Source organism: Actinomyces gaoshouyii, assembly GCF_002072175.1.
Lineage (GTDB): Bacteria > Actinomycetota > Actinomycetes > Actinomycetales > Actinomycetaceae > Actinomyces > Actinomyces gaoshouyii.
Genome location: NZ_MVIV01000001.1, coordinates 237674 through 260851, shown reverse-complemented (window position 1 = coordinate 260851; position 23178 = coordinate 237674). Strand labels below are relative to the sequence as shown.

Annotated in this window: 22 protein-coding genes; 21 read left to right on the top strand and 1 reads right to left on the bottom strand. The window is 66.9% G+C overall.

The features are described 5' to 3' along the window. Positions 1-225: 225 nt before the first annotated feature. From rpsL to rpsQ, 21 genes are all read left to right on the top strand, one after another. Positions 226-600 (top strand): 30S ribosomal protein S12, encoded by a 375-nt coding sequence (gene rpsL, locus B1H50_RS01155; protein ID WP_017177329.1) that lies wholly within the window; start codon positions 226-228, stop codon positions 598-600. Beyond that, the gene (rpsG, locus tag B1H50_RS01150) at positions 600-1070 is read left to right on the top strand and encodes a 30S ribosomal protein S7 (RefSeq protein ID WP_006548368.1); all 471 of its coding nucleotides are present in this window, start codon (positions 600-602) and stop codon (positions 1068-1070) included. Before rpsL ends, rpsG begins: the two co-directional genes overlap by 1 nt. Positions 1071-1208: 138 nt before the next feature. Further along, positions 1209-3344, top strand: coding sequence for an elongation factor G (fusA, locus tag B1H50_RS01145; RefSeq protein WP_080461951.1), 2136 nt, complete (start codon positions 1209-1211; stop codon positions 3342-3344). Positions 3345-3551: 207 nt separating this feature from the next. Next, the gene (gene tuf, locus B1H50_RS01140; RefSeq protein ID WP_080461950.1) at positions 3552-4742 is read left to right on the top strand and encodes an elongation factor Tu; all 1191 of its coding nucleotides are present in this window, start codon (positions 3552-3554) and stop codon (positions 4740-4742) included. A 331-nt stretch (positions 4743-5073) separates the two neighbouring features. Then, positions 5074-5397 carry a hypothetical protein gene (locus tag B1H50_RS10120; protein ID WP_143231741.1) on the top strand — a complete coding sequence of 108 codons (324 nt, stop codon included), beginning with the start codon at positions 5074-5076 and terminating at the stop codon, positions 5395-5397. Positions 5398-5657: 260 nt separating this feature from the next. Continuing rightward, entirely contained in the window at positions 5658-7355 is a 1698-nt protein-coding gene (locus B1H50_RS01135) for a SpaH/EbpB family LPXTG-anchored major pilin (RefSeq protein ID WP_080461949.1), read from the top strand. A gap of 896 nt (positions 7356-8251) precedes the next feature. Continuing rightward, entirely contained in the window at positions 8252-9874 is a 1623-nt protein-coding gene (locus B1H50_RS01130) for a SpaH/EbpB family LPXTG-anchored major pilin (RefSeq protein WP_080461948.1), read from the top strand. A 63-nt stretch (positions 9875-9937) separates the two neighbouring features. After that, a complete protein-coding gene (locus tag B1H50_RS01125) occupies positions 9938-10117 on the top strand; it encodes a hypothetical protein (protein ID WP_080461947.1) in 180 nt (59 codons plus the stop codon). Then, on the top strand, positions 10114-11595 hold the full coding sequence (locus B1H50_RS01120; RefSeq protein ID WP_080461946.1) for a class C sortase: 1482 nt from the start codon (positions 10114-10116) through the stop codon (positions 11593-11595). Before B1H50_RS01125 ends, B1H50_RS01120 begins: the two co-directional genes overlap by 4 nt. A gap of 518 nt (positions 11596-12113) precedes the next feature. Continuing rightward, positions 12114-16244, top strand: a complete 4131-nt coding sequence (locus B1H50_RS01115) for a SpaA isopeptide-forming pilin-related protein (protein WP_080461945.1) — start codon at positions 12114-12116, stop codon at positions 16242-16244. 346 nt (positions 16245-16590) lie between these two features. Then, complete coding sequence (rpsJ, locus tag B1H50_RS01110) at positions 16591-16899, top strand: 30S ribosomal protein S10 (RefSeq protein ID WP_005987219.1); 309 nt, start codon at positions 16591-16593, stop codon at positions 16897-16899. Between the two features lie 11 nt (positions 16900-16910). Further along, positions 16911-17579: a 50S ribosomal protein L3 gene (rplC, locus tag B1H50_RS01105; RefSeq protein WP_080461944.1), complete on the top strand. Its 669-nt coding sequence runs from the start codon at positions 16911-16913 to the stop codon at positions 17577-17579. Positions 17580-17583: 4 nt separating this feature from the next. After that, on the top strand, positions 17584-18234 hold the full coding sequence (rplD, locus tag B1H50_RS01100; protein ID WP_080461943.1) for a 50S ribosomal protein L4: 651 nt from the start codon (positions 17584-17586) through the stop codon (positions 18232-18234). Continuing rightward, entirely contained in the window at positions 18231-18536 is a 306-nt protein-coding gene (rplW, locus tag B1H50_RS01095; RefSeq protein ID WP_080461942.1) for a 50S ribosomal protein L23, read from the top strand. Before rplD ends, rplW begins: the two co-directional genes overlap by 4 nt. Positions 18537-18563: 27 nt before the next feature. Then, complete coding sequence (gene rplB / locus B1H50_RS01090) at positions 18564-19400, top strand: 50S ribosomal protein L2 (RefSeq protein ID WP_080461941.1); 837 nt, start codon at positions 18564-18566, stop codon at positions 19398-19400. A gap of 12 nt (positions 19401-19412) precedes the next feature. Then, entirely contained in the window at positions 19413-19691 is a 279-nt protein-coding gene (rpsS, locus tag B1H50_RS01085; RefSeq protein WP_080461940.1) for a 30S ribosomal protein S19, read from the top strand. 31 nt (positions 19692-19722) lie between these two features. After that, on the top strand, positions 19723-20100 hold the full coding sequence (rplV, locus tag B1H50_RS01080; RefSeq protein ID WP_080461939.1) for a 50S ribosomal protein L22: 378 nt from the start codon (positions 19723-19725) through the stop codon (positions 20098-20100). Next, a complete protein-coding gene (gene rpsC, locus B1H50_RS01075) occupies positions 20100-20912 on the top strand; it encodes a 30S ribosomal protein S3 (protein WP_080461938.1) in 813 nt (270 codons plus the stop codon). The genes rplV and rpsC overlap by 1 nt, the downstream gene beginning before the upstream one ends. A gap of 3 nt (positions 20913-20915) precedes the next feature. Beyond that, positions 20916-21335, top strand: a complete 420-nt coding sequence (gene rplP / locus B1H50_RS01070; protein WP_080461937.1) for a 50S ribosomal protein L16 — start codon at positions 20916-20918, stop codon at positions 21333-21335. Then, positions 21335-21580: a 50S ribosomal protein L29 gene (rpmC, locus tag B1H50_RS01065; protein WP_017177314.1), complete on the top strand. Its 246-nt coding sequence runs from the start codon at positions 21335-21337 to the stop codon at positions 21578-21580. The genes rplP and rpmC overlap by 1 nt, the downstream gene beginning before the upstream one ends. Then, positions 21577-21864 carry a 30S ribosomal protein S17 gene (gene rpsQ, locus B1H50_RS01060; RefSeq protein WP_017177313.1) on the top strand — a complete coding sequence of 96 codons (288 nt, stop codon included), beginning with the start codon at positions 21577-21579 and terminating at the stop codon, positions 21862-21864. The genes rpmC and rpsQ overlap by 4 nt, the downstream gene beginning before the upstream one ends. A 165-nt stretch (positions 21865-22029) precedes the next feature. Here the strand turns inward: rpsQ and B1H50_RS01055 are convergent, their stop codons facing one another. After that, on the bottom strand, positions 22030-23127 hold the full coding sequence (locus B1H50_RS01055; protein ID WP_080461936.1) for a hypothetical protein: 1098 nt from the start codon (positions 23125-23127) through the stop codon (positions 22030-22032). Positions 23128-23178 lie beyond the last annotated feature (51 nt).

Below are 23178 nucleotides of genomic sequence, written 5' to 3'. Positions count from 1 at the left end.
CGGGTACGGCGCGAATCGCGTCTTCCCTTCGCCACGCGGGTCTGCCGCGGCGGGAACCGACGGGTCCTCCCCGTGCCCCAGTGGCCGGAGGGCTCCGGGCGTCCGAGGGCCGTGCCCCGGGCGGGCCGGCCTCGCCAGTTGGCGGTGCGCGTCGTCGCGAACTGGGGGGCGGGGCCGGTGAGGGCAGCAGCACTGTCAGCATGCACTCAAGATGGAGAATCCGTAGTGCCTACGATTCAGCAGTTGGTCCGCAAGGGCCGCTCGACGAAGCGCTCCGCGTCCAAGACGCCCGCGCTGAAGGCCAGCCCGCAGCGTCGTGGTGTGTGCACCCGCGTGTACACCACGACCCCCAAGAAGCCGAACTCCGCCCTCCGGAAGGTCGCGCGCGTGCGCCTGTCCTCCGGCATCGAGGTCACGGCCTACATCCCCGGCGAGGGGCACAACCTCCAGGAGCACTCGATCGTGCTCGTCCGCGGTGGTCGTGTGAAGGACCTTCCCGGTGTCCGCTACCACATCGTGCGCGGCGCTCTCGACACCCAGGGTGTCAAGAACCGCCAGCAGGCACGCTCCAAGTACGGCGCCAAGAAGGAGAAGAAGTAATGCCTCGTAAGGGCCCCGCCCCGAAGCGTCCGCTCGTCGTCGACCCCGTCTACGGCTCTCCGGTCGTCACTCAGCTCGTCAACCGCGTCCTCCTCGACGGCAAGAAGTCGACGGCGGAGCGCATCGTCTACGGCGCTCTCGAGGGCGTCCGCGCCAAGACGGACCAGGACCCGGTCTCCGTGCTCAAGCGCGCGCTGGACAACATCCGCCCGGCCCTCGAGGTCCGCTCCCGCCGCGTCGGTGGTGCGACCTACCAGGTCCCGGTCGAGGTGCGCCCCAACCGCGCCACCACGCTGGCCCTGCGCTGGCTGGTCGACTTCTCCCGGCAGCGCCGCGAGAACACCATGACCGAGCGCCTCATGAACGAGATCCTCGACGCCTCCAACGGCCTCGGCGCCGCGGTCAAGCGCCGCGAGGACATGCACCGCATGGCCGAGTCCAACAAGGCCTTCGCGCACTACCGCTGGTAAAGCCCATCGTCGGTCGGGGCGGGGCCCGGCGGCGCCCGCCGCTCGCGGGAGCCAGTCCCGCAGGAGCCCGCTCGCGGGCCACCGGACCCGCCCCGGCCGACGCGAATCCACAGACCTCTCGAACGAAGGACACCACACGTGGCACTCGACGTGCTGACCGACCTCACCAAGGTCCGCAACATCGGCATCATGGCCCATATCGATGCCGGCAAGACGACCGTGACGGAGCGCATCCTCTTCTACACGGGCATCAACTACAAGATCGGCGAGACCCACGACGGCGCCTCGACGATGGACTGGATGGAGCAGGAGCAGGAGCGCGGCATCACCATCACCTCCGCCGCCACCACCTGCTTCTGGAAGAAGAACCAGATCAACATCATCGACACCCCCGGCCACGTGGACTTCACGGTCGAGGTCGAGCGCTCCCTGCGCGTGCTCGACGGCGCCGTCGCGGTCTTCGACGGCAAGGAGGGCGTGGAGCCCCAGTCCGAGACGGTGTGGCGCCAGGCGGACAAGTACAACGTCCCGCGCGTGTGCTACATCAACAAGATGGACAAGCTGGGCGCGAACTTCGACTTCTCCGTCCAGACCATCCGGGACCGCCTCCACGCCACCCCGATCGTCATCAACTTCCCCATCGGTGCCGAGAGCGAGTTCTCCGGTCTCGTCGACGTCCTGGAGATGCGGGCTATCCGCTTCCCCGAGAAGGATGCCGATGGCAAGGAGACCCGCGGCTCCGTCGTCGAGTACGAGGAGATTCCCGCTGACCTCGTGTCCAAGGCCGAGGAGCTCCGCGCCGAACTCGTCGAGACGGTCGCCGAGGCCGACGACGCCCTCATGGAGAAGTACCTGGAGGGCGAGGAGCTCAGCGTCGCCGAGCTCAAGTCCGGCATCCGCAAGCTGACCATCGCCGGCAAGGCCTTCCCGGTCCTGGCCGGCTCGGCCTTCAAGAACAAGGGCATCCAGCCCGTTCTCGACGCCGTGCTGGACTACCTGCCCTCCCCGCTGGACGTCCCGGCGGTCGAGGGCCACAAGCCCGGCAATGAGGACGAGGCCGACACCCGTCCGGCCGACGCCAAGGCCGATTTCTCCGCTCTGGCCTTCAAGGTCGCCACGCACCCCTTCTACGGCAAGCTCGTGTACGTTCGCGTCTACTCCGGCAAGGTCGCGCAGGGCGAGCAGGTGCTCAACGCCACCAAGGGCAAGAAGGAGCGCATCGGCAAGCTCTTCCAGATGCACTCCAACAAGGAGAACCCGGTGGAGGTGGCCTCCGCGGGCCACATCTACGCGTTCATCGGCCTCAAGGACGTCACCACCGGTGACACCCTCTCGTCGCAGAGCGCCCCGATCATCCTGGAGTCCATGACCTTCCCGGACCCGGTCATCCACGTGGCCATCGAGCCCAAGACCAAGGGTGACCAGGAGAAGCTGGGCGTGGCCATCCAGAAGCTGAGCGAGGAGGACCCGACCTTCACCGTCCGCCTGGACGAGGAGACCGGCCAGACCGTCATCGGCGGCATGGGCGAGCTGCACCTGGACGTCTTCGTGGACCGCATGCGCCGCGAGTTCAAGGTGGAGGCGAATGTCGGCAACCCGATGGTCGCCTACCGCGAGACCATCCGCAAGAAGGTGGACAAGGTCGAGTACACCCACAAGAAGCAGACGGGTGGCTCCGGCCAGTTCGCCAAGGTGCAGATGTCCTTCGAGCCCCTGGAGGCTGTCGAGGCCGCCGAGGGCGAGGAGAAGGTCCACTACGAGTTCGTCAACTCCGTCACCGGTGGCCGCGTGCCGCGCGAGTACATCCCCAGCGTCGACGCCGGCGTCCAGGACGCCATGCTCACCGGCGTTCTCGCCGGCTACCCGGTGGTGGACATCAAGGCGACCCTCATCGACGGCGCCTACCACGAAGTCGACTCCTCCGAGATGGCCTTCAAGATCGCCGGCTCCATGGCATTCAAGGAGGGCGCGAAGAAGGCCAGCCCGGTCATCCTCGAGCCCATCATGGCCGTCGAGGTCCGTACCCCCGAGGAGTACATGGGCGATGTCATCGGCGACCTCAACTCCCGCCGCGGCATGATCCAGTCCATGGAGGACGCCGTCGGCGTGAAGGTGGTGCGCGCCAACGTGCCGCTGAGCGAGATGTTCGGCTACGTCGGCGACCTGCGGTCCAAGACCCAGGGCCGCGCGGTCTACTCCATGACCTTCGACTCCTACGCCGAGGTCCCGCGCAACGTGCAGGAGGAGATTGTCGCCAAGGCGAAGGGCGCCTGAGTCCGCCGGTCCCGCGCGGGGCCCATGAGCCCGGGGGCCGGACTGATCCGGCCCGGTCCCCGGGATCGCTCGGGCCGTTCGGCGCCGAGCCCGCATTCCAGTAAGATTTCCAACAACCATCCTGTAGTGGCTCTGGCAGGGGGACCGGCTAGCATGTGCTAGTCGAATCCCGACGAAGAGCACTACCCGAGTCCCAGGAGGACACCAGTGGCCAAGGCCAAGTTCGAGCGGACCAAGCCGCACGTCAACATCGGAACGATCGGTCACGTCGACCACGGCAAGACGACGCTGACCGCAGCGATCTCCAAGGTTCTGCACGACGAGTACCCGGACCTCAACCCCTTCACCCCCTTCGACGAGATCGACAAGGCCCCCGAGGAGCGCCAGCGCGGTATCACGATCAACATCGCGCACGTCGAGTACGAGACTGACAAGCGCCACTACGCGCACGTCGACGCCCCCGGCCACGCCGACTACATCAAGAACATGATCACCGGTGCCGCCCAGATGGATGGCGCGATCCTCGTGGTCGCCGCCACCGACGGCCCGATGGCCCAGACCCGCGAGCACGTCCTGCTCGCCCGCCAGGTCGGCGTCCCCGCCCTCCTCGTCGCCCTCAACAAGGCCGACATGGTTGAGGACGAGGAGCTCCTCGACCTGGTCGAGATGGAGGTCCGCGAGCTGCTGTCCTCCCAGGACTACGACGGCGACAACGCCCCCGTGGTCCGCGTCTCCGCGCTCAAAGCCCTTGAGGGTGACGCCGAGTGGGCTGCCAAGATCAAGGAGCTCATGGACGAGGTCGACTCCTTCATCCCGACCCCCGAGCGCGACATGGACAAGCCGTTCCTCATGCCCATCGAGGACGTCTTCACCATCACCGGTCGCGGCACCGTCGTCACCGGCCGTGTCGAGCGCGGCAAGCTGCCGATCAACTCCGAGGTCGAGATCCTCGGTATCCGCGAGGCCCAGAAGACCACGGTCACCGGTATCGAGATGTTCCACAAGCAGATGGACGAGGCCTGGGCCGGCGAGAACTGCGGTCTACTCCTGCGCGGCACCAAGCGCGAGGATGTCGAGCGCGGCCAGGTGGTCTGCAAGCCCGGCTCCATCACCCCGCACACCCAGTTCGAGGGCCACGTCTACATCCTCACCAAGGACGAGGGCGGCCGCCACAACCCCTTCTACTCGAACTACCGTCCGCAGTTCTACTTCCGGACCACGGACGTCACCGGCGTCATCACGCTGCCCGAGGGTACCGAGATGGTCATGCCCGGCGACACCACCGAGATGAGCGTTGAGCTCATCCAGCCCATCGCCATGGAGGAGGGCCTCGGCTTCGCCATCCGTGAGGGTGGCCGCACCGTCGGCTCCGGCCGCGTCACCAAGATCATCAAGTGATGATCTGCGCGGTCAATCATCGGTCGGCCGCTTGAGTGCTGGGGCGCACTGCGAAGGTGCTCAGGCTGCTGCGAGGATCCCCCGGACCCGTCAGGGTCCGGGGGATCCTCGTCATTATTCCTTCCGGCTGAGTGCCCTGCGGCGGCCTCGTCCTCATCCGCTTTGATGACGGTCGGATGTGCGCCCCGCCCGGTAGAGGCGCGAGGTGTCGGACTCGTGAGGAAGGTAACTGGCTCTTCTCGGGTGGGGTGTGGTTGGGGTGTGGGGTGGTTGGTTTGGTACGGGGCGTGGGCCAACTCGCACACCCACCACGCTGTCACGGGGCACGACCATGGCAACCACTCCGATGACACCGCTCATCGACCTCGACCAGGCAGCACAGCACGAGGGCGCGCTCGGAGGCCAGATGCTGGCCGAGGACGTCGAGGCCGAGGTCGTCGGGATAACACAACGCCACCGGGTCAGGATCAGTGAAAGCAGTGTCAAGCACGCCGAGATCTTCCAGGCGGACGGCATAGGAAGCTTCATCCTCGGACAATCCCGACCTCTACCCACGGAACCGACCCGCCCGCACCAGAGCCCTCCCAACAGACCCGAAACCCACACTCCCAACCGGGAAGAGCCAGGTAACTGCGGCAATTCCGGTCACAAATGAATATCTTTGGTTACAGGATGGTCATTATTTGTTATTTATGTCGTGAGCTGGGTTAGATTCCAGAAGAGTCCACTGAGTGAGTCTCAGTGGTTCGCCCCTTGTCATGGCAACCATGGGAGGGCGACGCATCGCAGGTGAGCGCTGTTGCCCTGCCGCGCTGCGCCGTCCCCGGGGCTGGTGGCAGCAGTCCTGCTCGCGCCTGCATCGCCATCCTCCACCCCCCTCCCTCCCCGGGGGGATGATGAAAGGAATCCCAACACATGAAAACCTCCGTCTCCACTCTGGGGAGCCGGGCTGCTGCCGTAGCCTGGATCGCCGCCGTGGGCCTGCTCGGACTCGTCCCCCCGGCCGCGGCCGAAGAGGCGAACTACGGGAACATCAAGGAGAGCGCCACCGGCTCCATCACCATCCATAAGCACATCCAGAACGACGGCACTCGTGGAACAGCCGACGGTCAGAACGCCGTCGAGGGCGGACAGCCCGTTCAAGGTGTCCAATTCACCGCCTACCCGATCAGCGATATCGATCTCACGACCGTTGAGGGCTGGAGCGCGGTGACCGCGTTGAGCGCGGATGGCGCGATTCCCGCTTCGGCCTGCGCGAATCCCAGTACCCCGACTCTCGCCGGCCACACTATCAATGCCGGATCCGGGACCGCCTCGGGCGATACCGACAGTCAGGGACAGGCCACGATCGGGGGCCTGACGGTGAAGGCCTACCTCGTCTGCGAGACCAAGACCCCCTCGGATATCCTTCAGAAGGCGAAGCCCTTCGTCGTCACCGTGCCCCACCCCAACACCGCACCGGGCGAGGAGGGAAACTGGCTCTACGACGTCAACGTCTACCCGAAGAACGAGCGGATCGCGATCAGCAAGACCATCGATGATCAGCGCAATAACGGCTACGCGACAGGAGCCCTGGTCAAGTTCCCCGTGACCTCCACGCTTCCCGCCCTGGACGCCGGCTCTTACTACAAGTACTTCCAGTTCAAGGATGTCATGGACTCCCGCCTCACCGATCTCGCGGTGCCCGAGGTGAGTCTCGGTGGCACCGCGCTGACGGCGACCACCGACTATGAGGTGGTGGTGACGGGGCAGACCGTGACGGTCACCTTCACCGGCGCGGGCCTGACCAAGCTCAAGGCCGGTGCCGGCCAGGAGGTCAAGGCGGTGTTCCAGGGGAAGGTCGCCAGTGTCGGCAATGGCGTCATCCCGAACACGGCCCAGTTGATCGCCGACACCGTCTACGCGGATCAGCCGCCCAACCCGCAGACCCCGCCGCAGACCCCGCCGGGAACTCCCCTGACCTCCCCCGAGGTCAGGACCAACTGGGGTGACCTGAAGATCACCAAGGTGGACGCCCACTCCCTGGACGGGGGGAACGCGGGAAATGATGGGGATCTGGAAGACGACCCTTCAGCGCCTCTGGAGAGGCTCGTGATGCCCTTCCTCATGAACCCCCGAGCTCAGGCAGGTGGCAAGTCCGCTCTCAAGGGCGCTGAGTTCCAGATCTACAACGCCGCCGCCCCCTACGCCGCCTCTTGCGCGGGGGCGACCAGGACGGGCGACCCCCTGAGTGTGAGCGGCCAGACCACGCTGACAACCGATGACCGGGGTGTGATCAGTATCGATGCGCTGTTCGTCTCCGACTCGGTGACCGATGCCAATCGTGATAATCAGCCCGGCGCCACCCAGCGCTGCTACGTACTGGTGGAGACCAAGGCCCCTGCCGGCTACGTCCTGCCTGCGCAGGCGGAGACCCCGGTGACGGTGAAAGTCGGCAATACCACTGAGGACAACATCACCATCGAGAACACCAAGCAAACCGTCCCCAACCTCCCCCTCACGGGCTCTCTGGGGAAGATCCTGCTCAGCGCTGCGGGTGCCGCCCTGCTCCTGATCGCCGCCGGAGCAGTCGCGGTTTCCCACCGCCGTGGACGCAGGGCCTCCTCGCTCTGACCCTCAAGGCCCCGGCCCTCAGGGCGGTGCGGCTGCCGGCCGCCCTGAGGGCCGGCAGCCGCTGCTGCGCGGCGGGCCGAACCACCTCATCTTGGAGGGGCGCAATCGTGTCCCCTTCCCGGAGGCAGCGGCCTCATGCGCCGCGGCACTCTACGGCTCCCGCCTGCGGGGCGCGACGCCGGCCTCCGCAGGGCCCGCCTCTCCTCATCTTGGCCATCCTGGGGCCCTCTGATCCGAGGACAGCAGGAGCAGATCCGGGGGCCATCCGGGGCAGCCCCGATGGCGGCCCGAGCGATTACCAGCAGGTCTTCGACTGGATCGGTGGGGCGCGGGCGAACCTGCCCGTGGACCCGGCGCGCAACTCCCGGCGCGCGACCAGCTCGTGAGCGGGCTGGAGCACTTTCATCCACGGCAAGCCTCTCCGGCCGATGCCTGCGCTCCGACGGCAGCGATTGCTCCGACGTGGACGAGGGCCGGTCTCGATGCTCTTTGTTCCCACGTCGCCGCTGACCGGAGGGATGTGGAGAGCTCCTTCGTCCTAGGCGCGGCGGGACTGCCCGCCGTGGCGGCTGAATCGTCCGCCGCCGCCATGGAAGGCGGTGGGCATGGGACGAGAGCGCGTAGCGGTAAAAGCGATCGGATCGCAATCGTACGGGGCGCCCACTGAGCGGGAGACCCGATATGCTCGACCCTGATGGCCCATCCTGAGTCGGCGCTCGATCGATATCTGGGGGCTATCGAGTGGTTGCTTGATCCCAAGTCGGTTCCCATCGGCGCTTCCCGCAAGCTTCCACAAATATTGGTACGAGGGCCTCTCAGCCTGAGGGCCTGCACGGTGTCCCAAAATCGTGGTGCCAGCCCATCCCCGGGCAGATCCTGAAAGGAAATCCCTACTCATGCGTGCAACACGCTTCTCCAGAAGAGCGCTCGGAGTCGCCGGCGTCCTCAGCCTGGGTATCTCCGGACTTGTTGTGGCGACGACTGCGACTGCAGCAGATGGCAATATTGATGTTGCCAGGACTGGCTCGCTGACCGTTCACAAGTATCAGTCCGGCACGCTCAATCCCAATGGGACTCCGGATGGTAAGACTTCCGTCCAGGGCACTCCGGTTGCTGATGTCGTCTTCACGGTGCACCCGATTTCCAATCTGGACCTGAGCAAGCAGGAGTCCTGGAACGGCCTCGGCGACCTCAAGGTTCCTGTGACCGCCTGCGGCACTGATGGGAACACTCCCTCCCTCATGCTGCCGGACAACAAGGCCGCCACCTTCGATGCCGGTATCGCTCTGCCCAAGACCGACGCTCAGGGGACGGCCAAGAAGGATAGTCTCGCCGTCAAGGCCTACCTGGTGTGCGAGTCCAGCGCGCCTGCCTCTGTCAAGCAGAAGGCGGCACCGTTCCTCGTCACCATCCCGTTCCCGAACAATGAGGTGAATTCTCCAACGAGCCACGACGGCAACTGGCTGTACGACATCAACGTCTACCCCAAGAACGTCGTTGTGGACGCTCCTTCCAAGGAGGTCACCATCGAGGGGACTAAGCATGGCATCAAGACCGGGGAGCAGGTCACCTTCCCGGTGAGCGCCAAGGTGCCGAGTATCGGCGCGAATGATGCTTTCAAGTACTTCATCATCTCTGATCCGTTCAACGAGAACCTGCAGAACGGCAAGGTCAAGTCCGTCAAGATCGACGGTGCGGATGTCGATGCCGACAAGTACACGAAGACTGACGGCCAGACGTCGACCGTGGCCTTCACCAAGGCCGGACTCGAGCACCTCAAGACCAAGCTCGGCTCGACTGTCACCGTTGAGTTCACCGCCGATGTCAAGTCCGTGCCCGCTGACGGCGTTATTCCTAACGTCGCTAACCTTTACGTCGACACTATCCCCGGAACGCCGGATCGCCCCAGCACCCCGCCGGACCAGCCCCCGAGCACACCTCCCGCTCCGAACGATGATCCGGGCACGCCGAGCAACAAGGTGGTCTCCACATGGGGGAATCTCAAGATCGCCAAGCAGGACAAGGACAACTCCAAGGCCCTTGAGGGCGCAACCTTCCAGGTCTACAACGCCAGTGCCGCCACCGCCTATGCCGACGACTGCTCGACTGCGGTCAAGGAAGGCGACCCCATCGCCGTGGGCGCTGTTAGCGAGTTCACGACGGGCGCTGATGGCACCCTGAATGTTGAGGGACTGTTCGTTGACAAGAAGGTGGGTGTCGCGGGTGCTGCTGATGTCACACCGGATCACAACAAGCGATGCTACGTGATCGTCGAGACCAAGGCCCCGGCGGGCTACACCCTCCCAGCCACCGCGGACGCGACGAAGGGCGTGACCGTCCGCGCCGGTGTCTCCACCACCGCCGACATCACCGTGGACAACACCAAGACCACCGTTCCGCCCCTGCCGGTCACGGGTGCGGCGGGCAAGATCCTCATGACCGTCGGTGGCCTGTCGATCATGGCGATCGCCGTCGGCTTCGTGCTCGTAGCCCGCAAGCGCCGCGTCAACGAGGCCTGATGACCACTCCGGCAAGGGCGTGACCGCGCCCCGCACCGGGTGGCGCCAGCCCCTCAACCGCGCATGAGGTGGCGGGGAGGCACCAGCCTCCCCGCCACCTCCGCGCTTCCCTCCCTCGCCATCGCCCCATCCCACGACCACCACACCCAGCCGATCATCCGCCTGACCAAGCGTCGGCTCATCGGCCACCGGCCCCGCGTCGCCCTCACCTCGCCCACCCACCAGGAGCCCGAGACGCCATGAGCAGCACCACCGGCACTACCGACGTCGCAAGCGACACCCATGGGCCCGCCAGCCCCGATCATGCCGACGCTGCGAACACCCCCGGTAGCGCCTCCACCACTCCGGGAGCTGATGCCCCCACCCCTGGCAGGCGCTCATCCGAGCATCGCATCCATCGCGCCGAGCGCCGCTGGCGCCTCCGCGTCGCCAATCTCATCCCCGCCGTTCTCGCCATGGCCGGCCTCGCCCTCTTCTCCTACCCCAGCGTCGCCGCCTGGATCAGCCAGTACAACCAGTCCAAGGTAGTTGCAAATTACGAGGAGCAGGTCGATAAGGCGAAGCCCTCCGCCGAGGAACAGCTCGCCCAGGCCCATGCCTACAACGATGCCCTCTCCTCCGGCGCCGTCCTCGAGGCCAACACCAACATCCCCACCGGCGCCGGCGAGGCCCCCGACGATTCCCTCGACTACAACAAGATCCTCTCCGCCAACGCCGTCGGACTCATGGGCCGCCTGCGCATTCCCGCAATCGACCTCGACCTGCCCATCTACCACGGCACCTCCGACGAGGTCCTCCTGGCCGGCCTCGGCCACCTCCAAGGAACCTCCCTGCCCGTCGGAGGCAAGGGCACGCGCTCCGTCATCACCGGGCACCGCGGCCTCGCCAACGCCACCATGTTCACCAATCTCGACCAAGTCGGTGTCGGAGACACCTTCGCTCTCGAGGTCTTCGGCGAGGTCCTCAGCTACCGGGTTGTCGAGACGAAAGTCGTCGCCCCCGAGGAGACCGAGGCGCTGCGGGCCGACCCCGACCGCGACCTCGTCACCCTCGTCACCTGCACTCCGCTCGGCATCAACACCCACCGCATCCTCGTCACGGCCGAGCGCATCACCCCCACGCCCGCCGATGACCTCGCCGCCGCCGGCGCCAAACCGGAGATCCCCGGCTTCCCCTGGTGGGCCGTTTGGATCACCGGTGTCCTCGTCGCCGTCGGCCTCTACCTCTGGCGCACCGGCTACCCGCCCACAGCCACCGCCGCCGAGGATGACGACGACGAGAACGGCCCCAGCTCCCGCGCGAAGGACGCCGAGGACGTCCATGGCCCCGGGCGCGCCGACGGCGCAGCGGCCCATGGCGAGGAGGGCTACTGGACCGGCCCCCGGATAAGCGCGACGACAGCGGGCGCCGGCAGTGCCACCGGTGCGAGTAGCGATGCCGGCGCAGGCAGCGCCATCAGTGACGCGGCAGATAGCAGTGGAGGCCGCAGCGAGGACGCTGGAGCGACGCCCACGCGGATCGGGGTCTACAGCGCGATCTCCCTGCGCAATGCCGTGACGCCCGAGGACCCTGACGCCGGGGCGCCTCCCGGACCGGACGAGAGCTGGTCGGCCCTCTCGCCCGAGGAGATCCGATGGGTGCCCTTGGCCCCGAATGACGCTGACGCCTCGAGAGGCGCTATCATACCGCCGGATCACACCAATCAACTCGCGATTCGGTGACGACTCTGGGAAGCGCGCACTCCGATCCCTACGCTCGGGCCGGTTCCCCACCCCCATCTCCTCCGCTCAGGAATCCTGATTGCCCGCGCCTATTCGGGCAGCCAAGTGATGGAGCGGAACTGCGCTGCGCCACGGCGGGCGAGTCATCGCCGGCCCGCGAGGGCTCGCCCGATTCCCCGGCTACACCCCGAATGCCGAAGTCCCGCGTGCCGACCCATGCCCCACTTGCCGAGGCGAGCCGTCGTTCGTGATGAATCCGATACTTGATGGTTGTATCAGAATTGAATCGTGATCTTCTTGATGGGAGCCCTCGAAGGGCTCTCTATTAGACTAGAGGAGGCCGTTCTCGGCTTCAGGAGTTATGTCCCCTACTTTGGGTTGTAAAAATGTTACCTCCTCGTGCGCTCCCCGGGCATCATTATCGTTCTTCTCACTCATTCCGGCCGGGCGCTATGTGGCTGATAATCACCCTCGTGGTCGCTACTGCAATCGGAGCCATTGGCCTTGTCAGTGCTTCGATGGCAAGAGGTGCGGACTCCAATTTCACCGTCGATATCGGTGACACGGAGGCCGAGATCTCCGGCGTCCAGCAGGGTGGGTACGACCCCGACTGCGGCCACTACTATCCCGGGGGCGGCCCCGGAACCACGGGACCGGTCAGTGTCAGCAGTGGGCAGTGGGCCGGGATCAGCTACGGTATGTTGTCGGGGAGCCGCTGCCCGGGCTCCTACGGCACTGATCCCGTTAGGGACCGTACCGGCCAGACGTCCATGTCCTTCAGGCCCGCCGGGGGCGGGGAGAAGAATGTGGGTCAGATCTTCCTCGTCGGCACCATGCGCCACGACAACAATCCTGTGTTCGTCTCGTCTTACAAGGGGACGACCTACGCGGGTTCCATCAGGGTCCGGCTCGCCAGGAACGTCCACGGTGGCGGTTACGCCATCAATCAGGTCTTCCCCTGGACCGAGGAGGACACGTACAATAATTGCACGGCGAGTCTCGATTCAACCGGCTCGATGGTCATCGGCCATAATGGGGGAGCGTTCGGCTCCCCCAGCGCCATCCCCACGGAATGGGGCTGGGATGCCGCCGGTCGCCTCGTCAGGCTCGGTGATGGCACCTATTATCAAAAAACCTACTACGACTACGCTGGTCGGCAGTTGCGTCAAGCTTATCACAGTGGTGGTCAACTGGGCGGAAAATATCGTCAGGAGGGATATTACTACTACTTCGCCACTGACGGTAATGATCTTGAGCGCGGGAACAAGGATGTCAACAATCGACAGTGTTCCGACGACAATCTGCGCATCACCGCCACGCGCTCCACTGAGATGTGGGAAGCCCCCAATGGCGTGAAGTACCAGCTCAAGCTCTGGGGATTCACCAACATCGGCAATTCCAGCCGATGTGATCCCGCCGTCGATCCGAACGCTCTAAGCGAGGCCTTCGTGACGAAGGAGCGCGCCACGTCCTATGGGTGCCTCTACGGCTCCCTGGAACAGGTGAGGCCCGTGACCTTCTCCAAGAGCGTGCAAGCTGATGAATCCGCGCGCGTGCCGGGAAAGGCGGGAGCAGTACCCCCGACCGCCGAATTCGACAACGTCTCCGAGGCGGGCTCCTACGGCGCTGACGCGTGGCCGACGATCGAATCCCTCACGCCGACTGACTGGGGTGAGGCGGGCAAGGTCGAGAGCACGCAGAATTACACTCTCCTCGCTCCCAATGACAAGGCCGCCGTTCGTGAGCGCGAGATGACGCCGGCCGCTGTCATCGCCGCCGACGGCACGGTGACGTCCTCGGGCTGGAGGCTCAACGGCGTGACGTGCACCTACGGCGATGACAGTAAGCGCCTCGAGCTCAGTGGCGCGGCCGGCGGCTACCTCGATGAGAAGCAGTTCGATCCCGCCACGCGCACGCTGAGCCTCGATCAGAGCAAGCTCGCACGACTGCGGACCGAGACGGACATCCACTGCGCGTGGAGCAATGAGTACGTCATGGCCCCCGGGCGGCTCACCCTGGTCAATGTCGTCGACTCCGGAACGGCCGCGCCCACGGAATGGACCCTCGCGGCCACGCCGAAGTCCACTGGCCTGTACGGTCAGAGGACCATCACCGGCGTCTCGGGGGATCAGGCGGTCACCGCGCAGTCCACCTCAGCCGGGACCTACAAACTGAGCGCCGCGGGAGGGCCTCTCGGCTACACGCAGAACGGTCAGTGGTCCTGCGCCGCCGCCGACGGTTCCTCCATCCCAGTGGCAGCGGGGGAGGAGCTCGCGCTCCCCGAGGGGGCGGAGGTCACCTGCACGGTCCGCCACAAGACAACAACCACGCCGGTGTCGGCGGTCAAGAGCGTCGCAGGCGCCTCGGACGGGGCGGCCTTGACCGACTACGCCCTCAACTACACCTGCGCGCCCGGTGCGGACGGGGCCGCCAAGGCGGAGGGCACTGTCAGGGTCGGCTCCGACGGCGCCTCGATCGCCCTGCCCGCGGCTCAGGCGGGCGCCACATGCGTCATCACCGAGCAGAAACTCGACGACGACGGCCTGAAGGCGGCGTCCCCCGATCACCGGGGCCGCTTCTCCTGGGGAGAGCCCTCGTTCGCGGTCGCCGTCGGCAAGGGCGGGGCCTCCACCCAGGTGGCGACCACCGCCGTGCCCGCCACCGACTCCGTGGGGCCGGGCGTGTCATTCACAGTGCCCGACTCCACTGACGGCGATGTCACCATCGCCGTGACCAATACCGTCGTGCCGCACGCGGGCGTGACCAAGACCTTCGACCGAGTGGTCAAGTCTCCGACCGTCGTCGGCGGAAGGGACACCTTCGACCAGACCTACACGGTTGTCGTGGCCAACCCCTCGACGGCGCAGGCCCTCGCCTACTCGGTGGACGACACCGCGGTGGCTCCCTCGGGCTCGGCCGTGAACTCCGTGACGGTCACCGGCGGGGATCCCGCGCACCCGGCGAGGGTGACCGGCCCCACCTGGAACGTCAAGGACGTCGACCTGGCAGCAGGGGCGAACCACACGTACACGGTGACGGTCAACGTCTCGACCCCCGACTCCGGCCTGACCGGATTGCAGAACTATCAGGGGGCGCAGTGCGTCGACGGCGCTCCCATGATACGGAACACGGCGACTGTGACGACGAAGGGGGACGCCCAGGGGGTGTCGGCCTCCGCATGCGGAGATGTCCCCGCGAACCCGAGCTTCTCGGCATCCAAGAGTGCTGTGGAGGTGACTCGCGATGCCGGTGAGGGCACGTTCACGGCCTCTTACGAGGTCACGGTGACCAACACCTCGCATGTGGATGCGGCGATCGCACAGGATGTCCGCGACCAGCTGGGACTGCCCGCCTCAGCCAAGGTGGACCGCGTCGAGGTCCGTGAGGGCGGCGCCCTGACCCGGACGATCCCCGGAGCCGAGGCCGCCATGAACGGGGGCTTCGTCCTGGCGGAGGCCGGAAGCGGCGATCCCCTGGTCAAGGTTCCCGATGGCGCGACCACGGGGGGCGGGACTCGCGTCCTCGGCGTTCGGGTCGTCTTCTCAGTGGACCCCTCCTATCCGGGATATGCGGCGGAGGACTATCGGTGCGGCGGCACGCGTGCCGACGGGCAGCCCTCAGGGCTGGTCAATACGGTCATCATGCAGGGCGATCGCACCACCGGGGACGACACGGCCTGTTTGTCCGCCGACTCGACGCTGAGATTCTCCAAGGTCGTGGCGACTCGCCCCGGCGCCGGATCGACCTTCGACGTCTCCTACACGATCAGCGTGGTCAATGAGGGCGCTCTTCCCGGCGACACCGGTCAGGTCAAGGATGCCCCGGTCTTCCCCGCGGGGCTGGTCATCAACGGCGTGACGGTTGCCAAGGACTCGGAAGCCCCGCGCGCGGTGGCGGCCGATGCCTCCGGCGTCTACCCGGTGTCGGACGGCGAGGCCGTCGCCTCCGGGCAGACCCTCACCTGGACGGTCAGCATCAACGTCTCGATCGATCCGAGCGCCGCGGGCTACACCGACGATGCCCTGGCCTGCGCCGCCGATGGCGATGGGGTCCTCCAGCCCGGGCGCGGCCTGTTCAACAGGGTCGTTCCAGAGGCGGGCAAGGACAAGAGCACCACGAAGAACCATGACACGGCCTGTGCGGACGTCGATCCCAATGCGGGCAGGCGCAGCATCACCTTGATCAAGACGGGAAGCCAGGGAAACCTCGACGGCGCGGCCTTCGACGTCTACCCGGTCGATCCCTCCAGCCCGGGGGCGGTGCCATTGGCCGGGGGCGTGGCCCCCACCGGGGCGAAGGGCGAGTTCACCGTCTCCGCCCTTCCCGTCAATCGCGAGTACTGGCTGGTGGAGACCAGGGCCCCGGCCGGGCACCAGCTCCTGGCCAATCCGGTGCGCATCAAGGTCACCGCGACGGGGATCGAGGTGCTCAACGCCCGTGATCTCGGGGGCTCGACGGCCACCGTGTCGGCCTCTGCGGGGCAGGATCTCGTCAACACCCTAACCATTGCCGACATCCAGGCCGGCACCCTGCCGCTGTCCGGAGGCCGCGGGATCGCCCCGCATATCCTCGCCGGCTCGGTGCTGGTCGGCATCGCAGGCGCGCTCATCGCGTTCTCCTCGAGGAGGTGCCGGCGCGCCGTCGGATGACTCCCCTCGGCCCGGCGCGACACGCCCGAGCGCGTGGGGCGGTGGTAGGTCTCACAGTCCTGGCTCTGCTCTCAGGTTGACCGGTCCGCGCCCCGCCCTGATAGCGTTGGTCAGCCGCCGGGGCCTGGCCCTGCTGCCGCGCTCGTCGTGGTGGCGCCCGCCAGCCTTGGCGGCCACCTCCCGGGGCCGCCCCGGGAACCAGTCTGACGGAGCCGATCATTGATCGGGTTTCCGTGTGTCCAGACCGGTCCGCCCTCATCTCACCAGAGAGCCTCGCGGGTCGTTGCATTCGCGACACGCCCGAGCGCGTGGACCGGTCGCCCGAAAGTAAGAGAGGTTTGGCGCCATGGCGGGACAGAAGATCCGCATCCGGCTCAAGTCCTACGACCACGAGGTCATCGACTCCTCGGCGCGCAAGATCGTCGACGTCGTGACCCGCGCTGGCGCGACGGTCGTGGGCCCGGTGCCGCTGCCGACCGAGAAGAACGTGTTCTGCGTCATCCGGTCGCCCCACAAGTACAAGGACAGCCGCGAGCACTTCGAGATGCGCACGCACAAGCGGCTGATCGACATCATCGACCCGACGCCGAAGGCCGTTGACTCGCTCATGCGCCTCGACCTCCCGGCCGATGTCAACATCGAGATCAAGCTCTGAGGATCATCGCCATGACTACGCTTAACAAGCCGGCAGCCGCCGCGCCTGCCAAGGCGCTCCTCGGCACCAAGCTCGGCATGACGCAGATCTGGGACGAGAACGGAGTCCTCCGCCCCGTCACGGTCGTGCGCGTCGATTCCAACGTCGTGACCCAGGTCCGCACCGTCGAGACCGACGGCTACGAGGCCGTCCAGCTCGCCTTCGGCGAGATCGACGAGCGCAAGGTCACCAAGCCTCTCGCCGGCCACTTCGCCAAGGCCGGGGTCACCCCCCGCCGCCACGTGGCCGAGCTGCGCACATCCATCGCCTCGGAGTTCACCCCGGGCCAGGAACTCGGCGCGGACACCTTCGAGGTCGGCCAGCTGGTCGACGTCACCGGCACCTCCAAGGGCAAGGGCTTCGCGGGCGTCATGAAGCGCCACGGCTTCAAAGGCGTCTCGGCCTCCCACGGCGCGCACCGCAACCACCGCAAGCCCGGCTCCGTCGGCGCCTGCGCCACGCCCGGCCGCATCTTCAAGGGCCTGCGCATGGCCGGCCGCATGGGGCACGCCACCACCACCGTCCAGAACCTCAAGGTCCGCGGCATCGACGCCGAGAAGGGCTACCTTCTCGTGGGCGGCGCCGTCCCGGGCCCCAAGGGGCAGGTCGTCGTTGTCCGCACGGCCGTGAAGGGAGCCTGAGACCATGGCTGAGAACCAGACCCTCGCCGTCACGATCGTTGACTCCAAGGGCGTCAAGAAGGGCACCGCCGAGCTCCCCGCGGAGATCTTCGACGTCGACCTCAACATCCCGCTCATGCACCAGGTCGTGGTGGCCCAGCTCGCCGCGGCCCGCCAGGGCACTCACGCCACGAAGACCCGCGGCATGGTCCGCGGCGGTGGCAAGAAGCCCTACCGCCAGAAGGGCACCGGCCGCGCCCGCCAGGGCTCCACCCGTGCCCCCCAGTTCACCGGCGGTGGCACTGTCCACGGTCCGCAGCCGCGCGACTACACCCAGCGCACTCCCAAGAAGATGAAGGCCGCCGCTCTCCGCTCGGCCCTGTCGGACCGCGCCCGCAACGGCCGCATCCACGTCATCACCGAGTTCGTCACCACCGAGAAGCCCTCAACCAAGTCGGCCCTCGGCGCGCTGCGCAACCTGACGGACCGCAAGGCCCTCGTCGTCGTCACCCGCGAGGACGACCTGAGCCGCCTGAGCCTGCGCAACGCCCCCGAGGCGCACGTCTTGTGGGCCGACCAGCTCAACACCTACGACGTCCTGGTCAATGACGACGTCGTCTTCACTTCCGCTGCCCTGGACTCGTTCCTCGGCAAGGGCGAGGAGGAGTCCAAGTGAGCCTCGAGAAGTCCAAGAACCCTCGCGACATCATCATCGCGCCGGTCGTCTCCGAGAAGTCCTACACCTGCATGGACCGTGGCCAGTACACGTTCCTCGTGGCGCCGAGTTCCAACAAGACCGAGATCAAGATGGCCATCGAGTCCATCTTCAACGTCAAGGTCGACTCGGTGAACACGGCCAACCGCAAGGGCAAGACCCGCCGCACCCGCACCGGGCTCGGCAAGTCGAAGGACACCAAGCGCGCGATCGTCACGCTGCGCGAGGGGACCATCGACATCTTCGGCGACGTGGCGAACTGACACGGACACGGAAGGTAAAGGATCGACATGGGAATCCGTAAGTACAAGCCGACGACGCCGGGTCGCCGCGGCTCCTCCGTGGCCGACTTCGTCGAGATCACGCGCAGCGAGCCCGAGAAGTCCCTCGTTCGCCCGCTCCACAAGACCGGTGGTCGCAACAACAACGGCCGAGTCACCACCCGCCACAAGGGAGGCGGCCACAAGCGCGCCTACCGCCTGATCGACTTCCGTCGTCATGACAAGGACGGCGTGCCCGCCAAGGTCGCTCACATCGAGTACGACCCCAATCGCACCGCGCGCATCGCCCTCCTGCACTACTTCGACGGCGAGAAGCGCTACATCATCGCTCCGAACAAGCTCGCTCAGGGCGACGTCGTCGAGGCCGGTCCGAATGCGGACATCAAGCCCGGCAACAACCTCGCGCTGCGCAACATCCCCACCGGTACCGTCGTGCACGCCGTCGAGCTGCGCCCCGGTGGCGGCGCCAAGATCGCCCGCTCCGCCGGCACCTCCGTCCAGCTCGTCGCCAAGGAGGGCAAGTACGCCACGCTGCGCATGCCCTCCGGTGAGATCCGGATGGTCGAGGTCGCCTGCCGCGCCACGGTCGGCGAGGTCGGCAACGCCGAGCAGTCCAACATCAACTGGGGCAAGGCCGGCCGCATGCGCTGGAAGGGCGTGCGCCCGACCGTCCGCGGTGTCGTCATGAACCCGGTGGACCACCCGCACGGTGGTGGTGAGGGCCGCACCTCCGGCGGCCGCCACCCCGTCTCTCCGTGGGGCAAGCCCGAGGGCCGTACCCGTCGTCCCAACAAGTCCAGCGACCGCCTCATCGTGCGTCGTCGTCGGACCGGCAAGAAGCGCTGATAGGAGCTTGATATGCCGCGCAGTCTGAAGAAGGGTCCCTTCGTCGACAACCACCTGCAGAAGAAGGTGGACGCCCAGAACGAGAAGGGCACCAAGAACGTCATCAAGACCTGGTCCCGTCGTTCGGTCATCACGCCGGACTTCCTCGGACACACTTTCGCCGTTCACGACGGCCGGAAGCACGTCCCGGTCTTCATCACCGAGTCCATGGTGGGCCACAAGCTCGGCGAGTTCGCCCCGACCCGCACCTTCCGCGGGCACGTCAAGGACGACCGCAAGTCGCGCCGCTGACGCGCGGAGAGTTGAGAGGCAAAGAAGAACTATGGAAGCTAAGGCGCAGGCCAAGTACGTGCGCTGCACGCCGATGAAGGCTCGCCGCGTCGTGGACGTCGTCCGCGGCAAGCGCGCCGTCGAGGCCGTCAACGTGCTCCGTTTCGCCCCGCAGGCCGCTGCCGTGCCGGTGCGCAAGGTCATCGAGTCCGCCATCGCCAACGCTCGGTTCAAGGCCGAGGCCGCGGGAGAGCGGTTCGACGAGAACGATCTGTTCATCACCGAGGTGTTCGCCGATGAGGGCCCGACTCTCAAGCGGTTCCGCCCGCGGGCCCAGGGCCGCGCGAGCCGGATCCTCAAGCGCACCAGCCACATCACCGTTCACGTCGGCGATCGTGCCGACATCGCACGCAAGGAAGGAGCCCGGTAATGGGGCAGAAGGTCAACCCGACCGGGTTCCGCCTGGGCATCACCACGGACCACCGCTCGCGCTGGTTCGCGGACTCGACGAAGCCCGGTCAGCGCTACCGCGACTTCGTCGAGGAGGACGTCAAGATCCGTCGCCTCATGGCCGATGGCATGGAGCGGGCCGGCATCTCCAAGGTCGATATCGAGCGCACTCGCGACCGCGTCCGCGTCGACCTGCACACCGCTCGCCCCGGCATCGTCATCGGGCGCCGTGGTGCTGAGGCCGAGCGCCTGCGAGGCTCACTGGAGAAGCTGACCGGTAAGCAGGTTCAGCTCAACATCCTCGAAGTCAAGAGTCCCGACCTGGACGCCCAGCTCGTCGCCCAGGGCATTGCCGAGCAGCTCGCCTCCCGCGTGTCCTTTCGCCGCGCGATGCGCAAGGGCATGCAGTCCGCTATCCGCGCCGGCGCCAAGGGCATCCGTGTCCAGTGCTCCGGCCGTCTTGGCGGCGCTGAGATGAGCCGATCCGAGTTCTACCGCGAGGGCCGCGTGCCGCTGCACACCCTGCGCGCGAACATCGACTACGGCTTCTACGAGGCCAAGACCACCTTCGGCCGGCTCGGCGTCAAGGTATGGATCTACAAGGGTGATCTCACCGAGCGTGAGTTCGCCCGCCAGCAGGCCGAGTCCGCCCCGCGCGGCCGTGGGGGTCGCTCCGGCGACCGCCGCGGTGCGCGGCGTGGCGAGCGCGGCGCGCGTCAGGGCGGCGAGCAGCAGGTCGAGCAGGCGCCGACCACCGAGAACGCTGCCGCCACGCAGGGAACGGAGGCCTGAGCCGTGCTCATCCCCCGCCGGACCAAGTTCCGCAAGCAGCACCGCCCGCACCGCTCGGGCATGTCCAAGGGCGGCAACCAGCTCGCCTTCGGTGATTTCGGCATTCAGGCCCTCGAGCCCGCCTATGTCACCAACCGCCAGATCGAGGCGGCCCGTATCGCCATGACCCGCCACATCAAGCGTGGCGGCAAGGTGTGGATCAACATCTTCCCGGACCGTCCGCTGACCAAGAAGCCCGCCGAGACCCGCATGGGCTCCGGTAAGGGCGCCCCGGAGTGGTGGATCGCCAACGTGAAGCCCGGTCGCATCATGTTCGAGCTCGGGGGCGTCCCCGAGGAGCTCGCCCGTGAGGCCATGCGCCGTGCGATGCACAAGCTCCCGATGAAGACCCGTTTCGTGACTCGTGAGGGTGGTGACGTCTGATGGCTATCGGATCCCAGGGGCTGACCCCCGCCGACCTCGACGGCATGGACAACGAGCGCCTTGCCGAGGAGCTCACCAAGGCGAAGGCCGAGTTGTTCAACCTCCGGTTCGCCTCGGCGACCGGACAGCTCGAGGACCACGGCCGGCTCAAGGCGGTGCGCCGCGACATCGCCCGTATCTACACCATCGTGCGCGAGCGTGAGCTCGGCATCCGTACCGCTCCGAGCAGCCAGGAGTCCAAGTGAGCGAGCAGACCACCAGTACTGAGGCCGCCCCCGAGCGCAACCAGCGCAAGGTCCGCCGCGGCTACGTCGTCTCCGACAAGATGGACAAGACCATCGTCGTCCTCGTCGAGGAGCGCTACAAGCACTCCCTGTACGGCAAGGTCATCCGTCGGTCCAAGAAGGTCAAGGCCCACGACGAGAACAACACGGCCGCCGTTGGCGACCTCGTCTCGATCATGGAGACCCGTCCCCTGAGCGCCACCAAGCACTGGCGCCTCGTGGAGATCATCGAGAAGGCCAAGTGACCTCCCGCTGATCCAACGGCATCACGGCGCCGCGGCGCCCGCACCCAGCGGGCCGCCGCGGCGCCGTCGTCATTCTCCCCTCCCTCCTTCCCCTCCGAGACCGGTCGAAAATAGGAGCGAGACCGGTCGAAATCATGATCGAGACCGGTTCGGCGGGATGGCCGCCTATCGCACACCGGGGCGCAGGCCTCCGGATTCGCGCTCATGAGTGGTCAGCAGCGCCGTGATCGGAGGAGCATCGCGTGCCGACGGCGGCAGCGCGTCCCAGATGCGGCGCACCGCGGCGCGCGTGTCCCTCAGATCCTCGGGACTCAGACGCAGCATGTCGAACCCGACGTCGCGGATCGCCCCCTCCCGAACCGCCCGGCGCCGCAGCTCGCCGTCGGGATCCTCCGCGAGCTTCACCTCCCCGTCGATCTCCAGGAGGAGGCGAACGAGCAGCCAGCCGAGATCCGCGAAGTACACGCGGCCGTCGGCCCCGCGTACGGGTATCTGCACCTGTGGGGGAGTGAGGCCTGACGCCAGACAGAGGCGCCGGGCCTCGGACTCCCATACCGACTGGCTCATCGCGGTTGCGGCGAGCACAACCGCCTGAGCGCGCCGGTAGCCCCGCTGGCCGGTCCACTCCTCCAACCGCGAGAGGAGCCGACGTCGCAGTTCCGCGCACGCCGTCTCGATCCGGTGCCGGTGATCCCACGGGTGCTCGTCCGCGCCTACCGCTACGGCGAAGAGGGAATCGACGACGGCGAGCGCCCGATCGGGCTGCAGGAAGCGCGCGCAATCGAGGATCGTACGCTCCAGGCCGGTGACGCGCAGCCCGCTCAGATCGACGACATCGCGGTCGTCCAGCGGCATATGGTGACGCACGATCGGCCTGGCCTCGAGGAGACGACGGCGCTCGCCTCGCGAGGCGTCGCGGGATGAGACCCTGCCCGGGTTGCGCGGGCTCGGCCGACGTCGCAGACCGCCGGGCTTCCAGGAGGTCACGAGGTGGATCGTCCGAGTCTCGGACATCGCCCTCGCCCCGTGGATGCGCGCGGCGGCCTCCTGGCAGACGACGCCGTCGAGCCCCTCGGCGCCACAGGACTCGATGATCGCGTCCCTCGCCCGGGAGCATGTGCGCCAGTGCGGCTCATCCGGGTCGGCGCGGATCGCGGTGCCGCGACGTATCGCCTGGATGGCGCCGGTCTCACGATCCGGCTGGGAACTCCGTGCGCCGACGTGGGCATGGGGAATGCGCTGGGAGCCATCGGTGGTGTGCATCTCTCAAGCGTCGCCGCTGAGGTTCGCTCATGAAAGAGGGTCGGGAAATCT

Excerpts from the sequence above, each read along its gene's own strand:
- B1H50_RS01135 (WP_080461949.1), top strand. The coding sequence starts at position 5,658 with ATGAAAACCTCCGTCTCCACTCTGGGGAGCCGGGCTGCTGCCGTAGCC.
- rpsC (WP_080461938.1), top strand. The coding sequence starts at position 20,100 with ATGGGGCAGAAGGTCAACCCGACCGGGTTCCGCCTGGGCATCACCACG.
- B1H50_RS10120 (WP_143231741.1), top strand. The coding sequence starts at position 5,074 with ATGGCAACCACTCCGATGACACCGCTCATCGACCTCGACCAGGCAGCA.
- rplV (WP_080461939.1), top strand. The coding sequence starts at position 19,723 with ATGGAAGCTAAGGCGCAGGCCAAGTACGTGCGCTGCACGCCGATGAAG.
- rplB (WP_080461941.1), top strand. The coding sequence starts at position 18,564 with ATGGGAATCCGTAAGTACAAGCCGACGACGCCGGGTCGCCGCGGCTCC.
- B1H50_RS01125 (WP_080461947.1), top strand. The coding sequence starts at position 9,938 with ATGAGGTGGCGGGGAGGCACCAGCCTCCCCGCCACCTCCGCGCTTCCC.
- rplD (WP_080461943.1), top strand. The coding sequence starts at position 17,584 with ATGGCTGAGAACCAGACCCTCGCCGTCACGATCGTTGACTCCAAGGGC.
- rpsG (WP_006548368.1), top strand. The coding sequence starts at position 600 with ATGCCTCGTAAGGGCCCCGCCCCGAAGCGTCCGCTCGTCGTCGACCCC.
- B1H50_RS01130 (WP_080461948.1), top strand. The coding sequence starts at position 8,252 with ATGCGTGCAACACGCTTCTCCAGAAGAGCGCTCGGAGTCGCCGGCGTC.
- rplC (WP_080461944.1), top strand. The coding sequence starts at position 16,911 with ATGACTACGCTTAACAAGCCGGCAGCCGCCGCGCCTGCCAAGGCGCTC.
- B1H50_RS01055 (WP_080461936.1), bottom strand. The coding sequence starts at position 23,127 with ATGCACACCACCGATGGCTCCCAGCGCATTCCCCATGCCCACGTCGGC.
- rpmC (WP_017177314.1), top strand. The coding sequence starts at position 21,335 with ATGGCTATCGGATCCCAGGGGCTGACCCCCGCCGACCTCGACGGCATG.
- B1H50_RS01115 (WP_080461945.1), top strand. The coding sequence starts at position 12,114 with ATGGCAAGAGGTGCGGACTCCAATTTCACCGTCGATATCGGTGACACG.
- rpsS (WP_080461940.1), top strand. The coding sequence starts at position 19,413 with ATGCCGCGCAGTCTGAAGAAGGGTCCCTTCGTCGACAACCACCTGCAG.
- rpsJ (WP_005987219.1), top strand. The coding sequence starts at position 16,591 with ATGGCGGGACAGAAGATCCGCATCCGGCTCAAGTCCTACGACCACGAG.
- B1H50_RS01120 (WP_080461946.1), top strand. The coding sequence starts at position 10,114 with ATGAGCAGCACCACCGGCACTACCGACGTCGCAAGCGACACCCATGGG.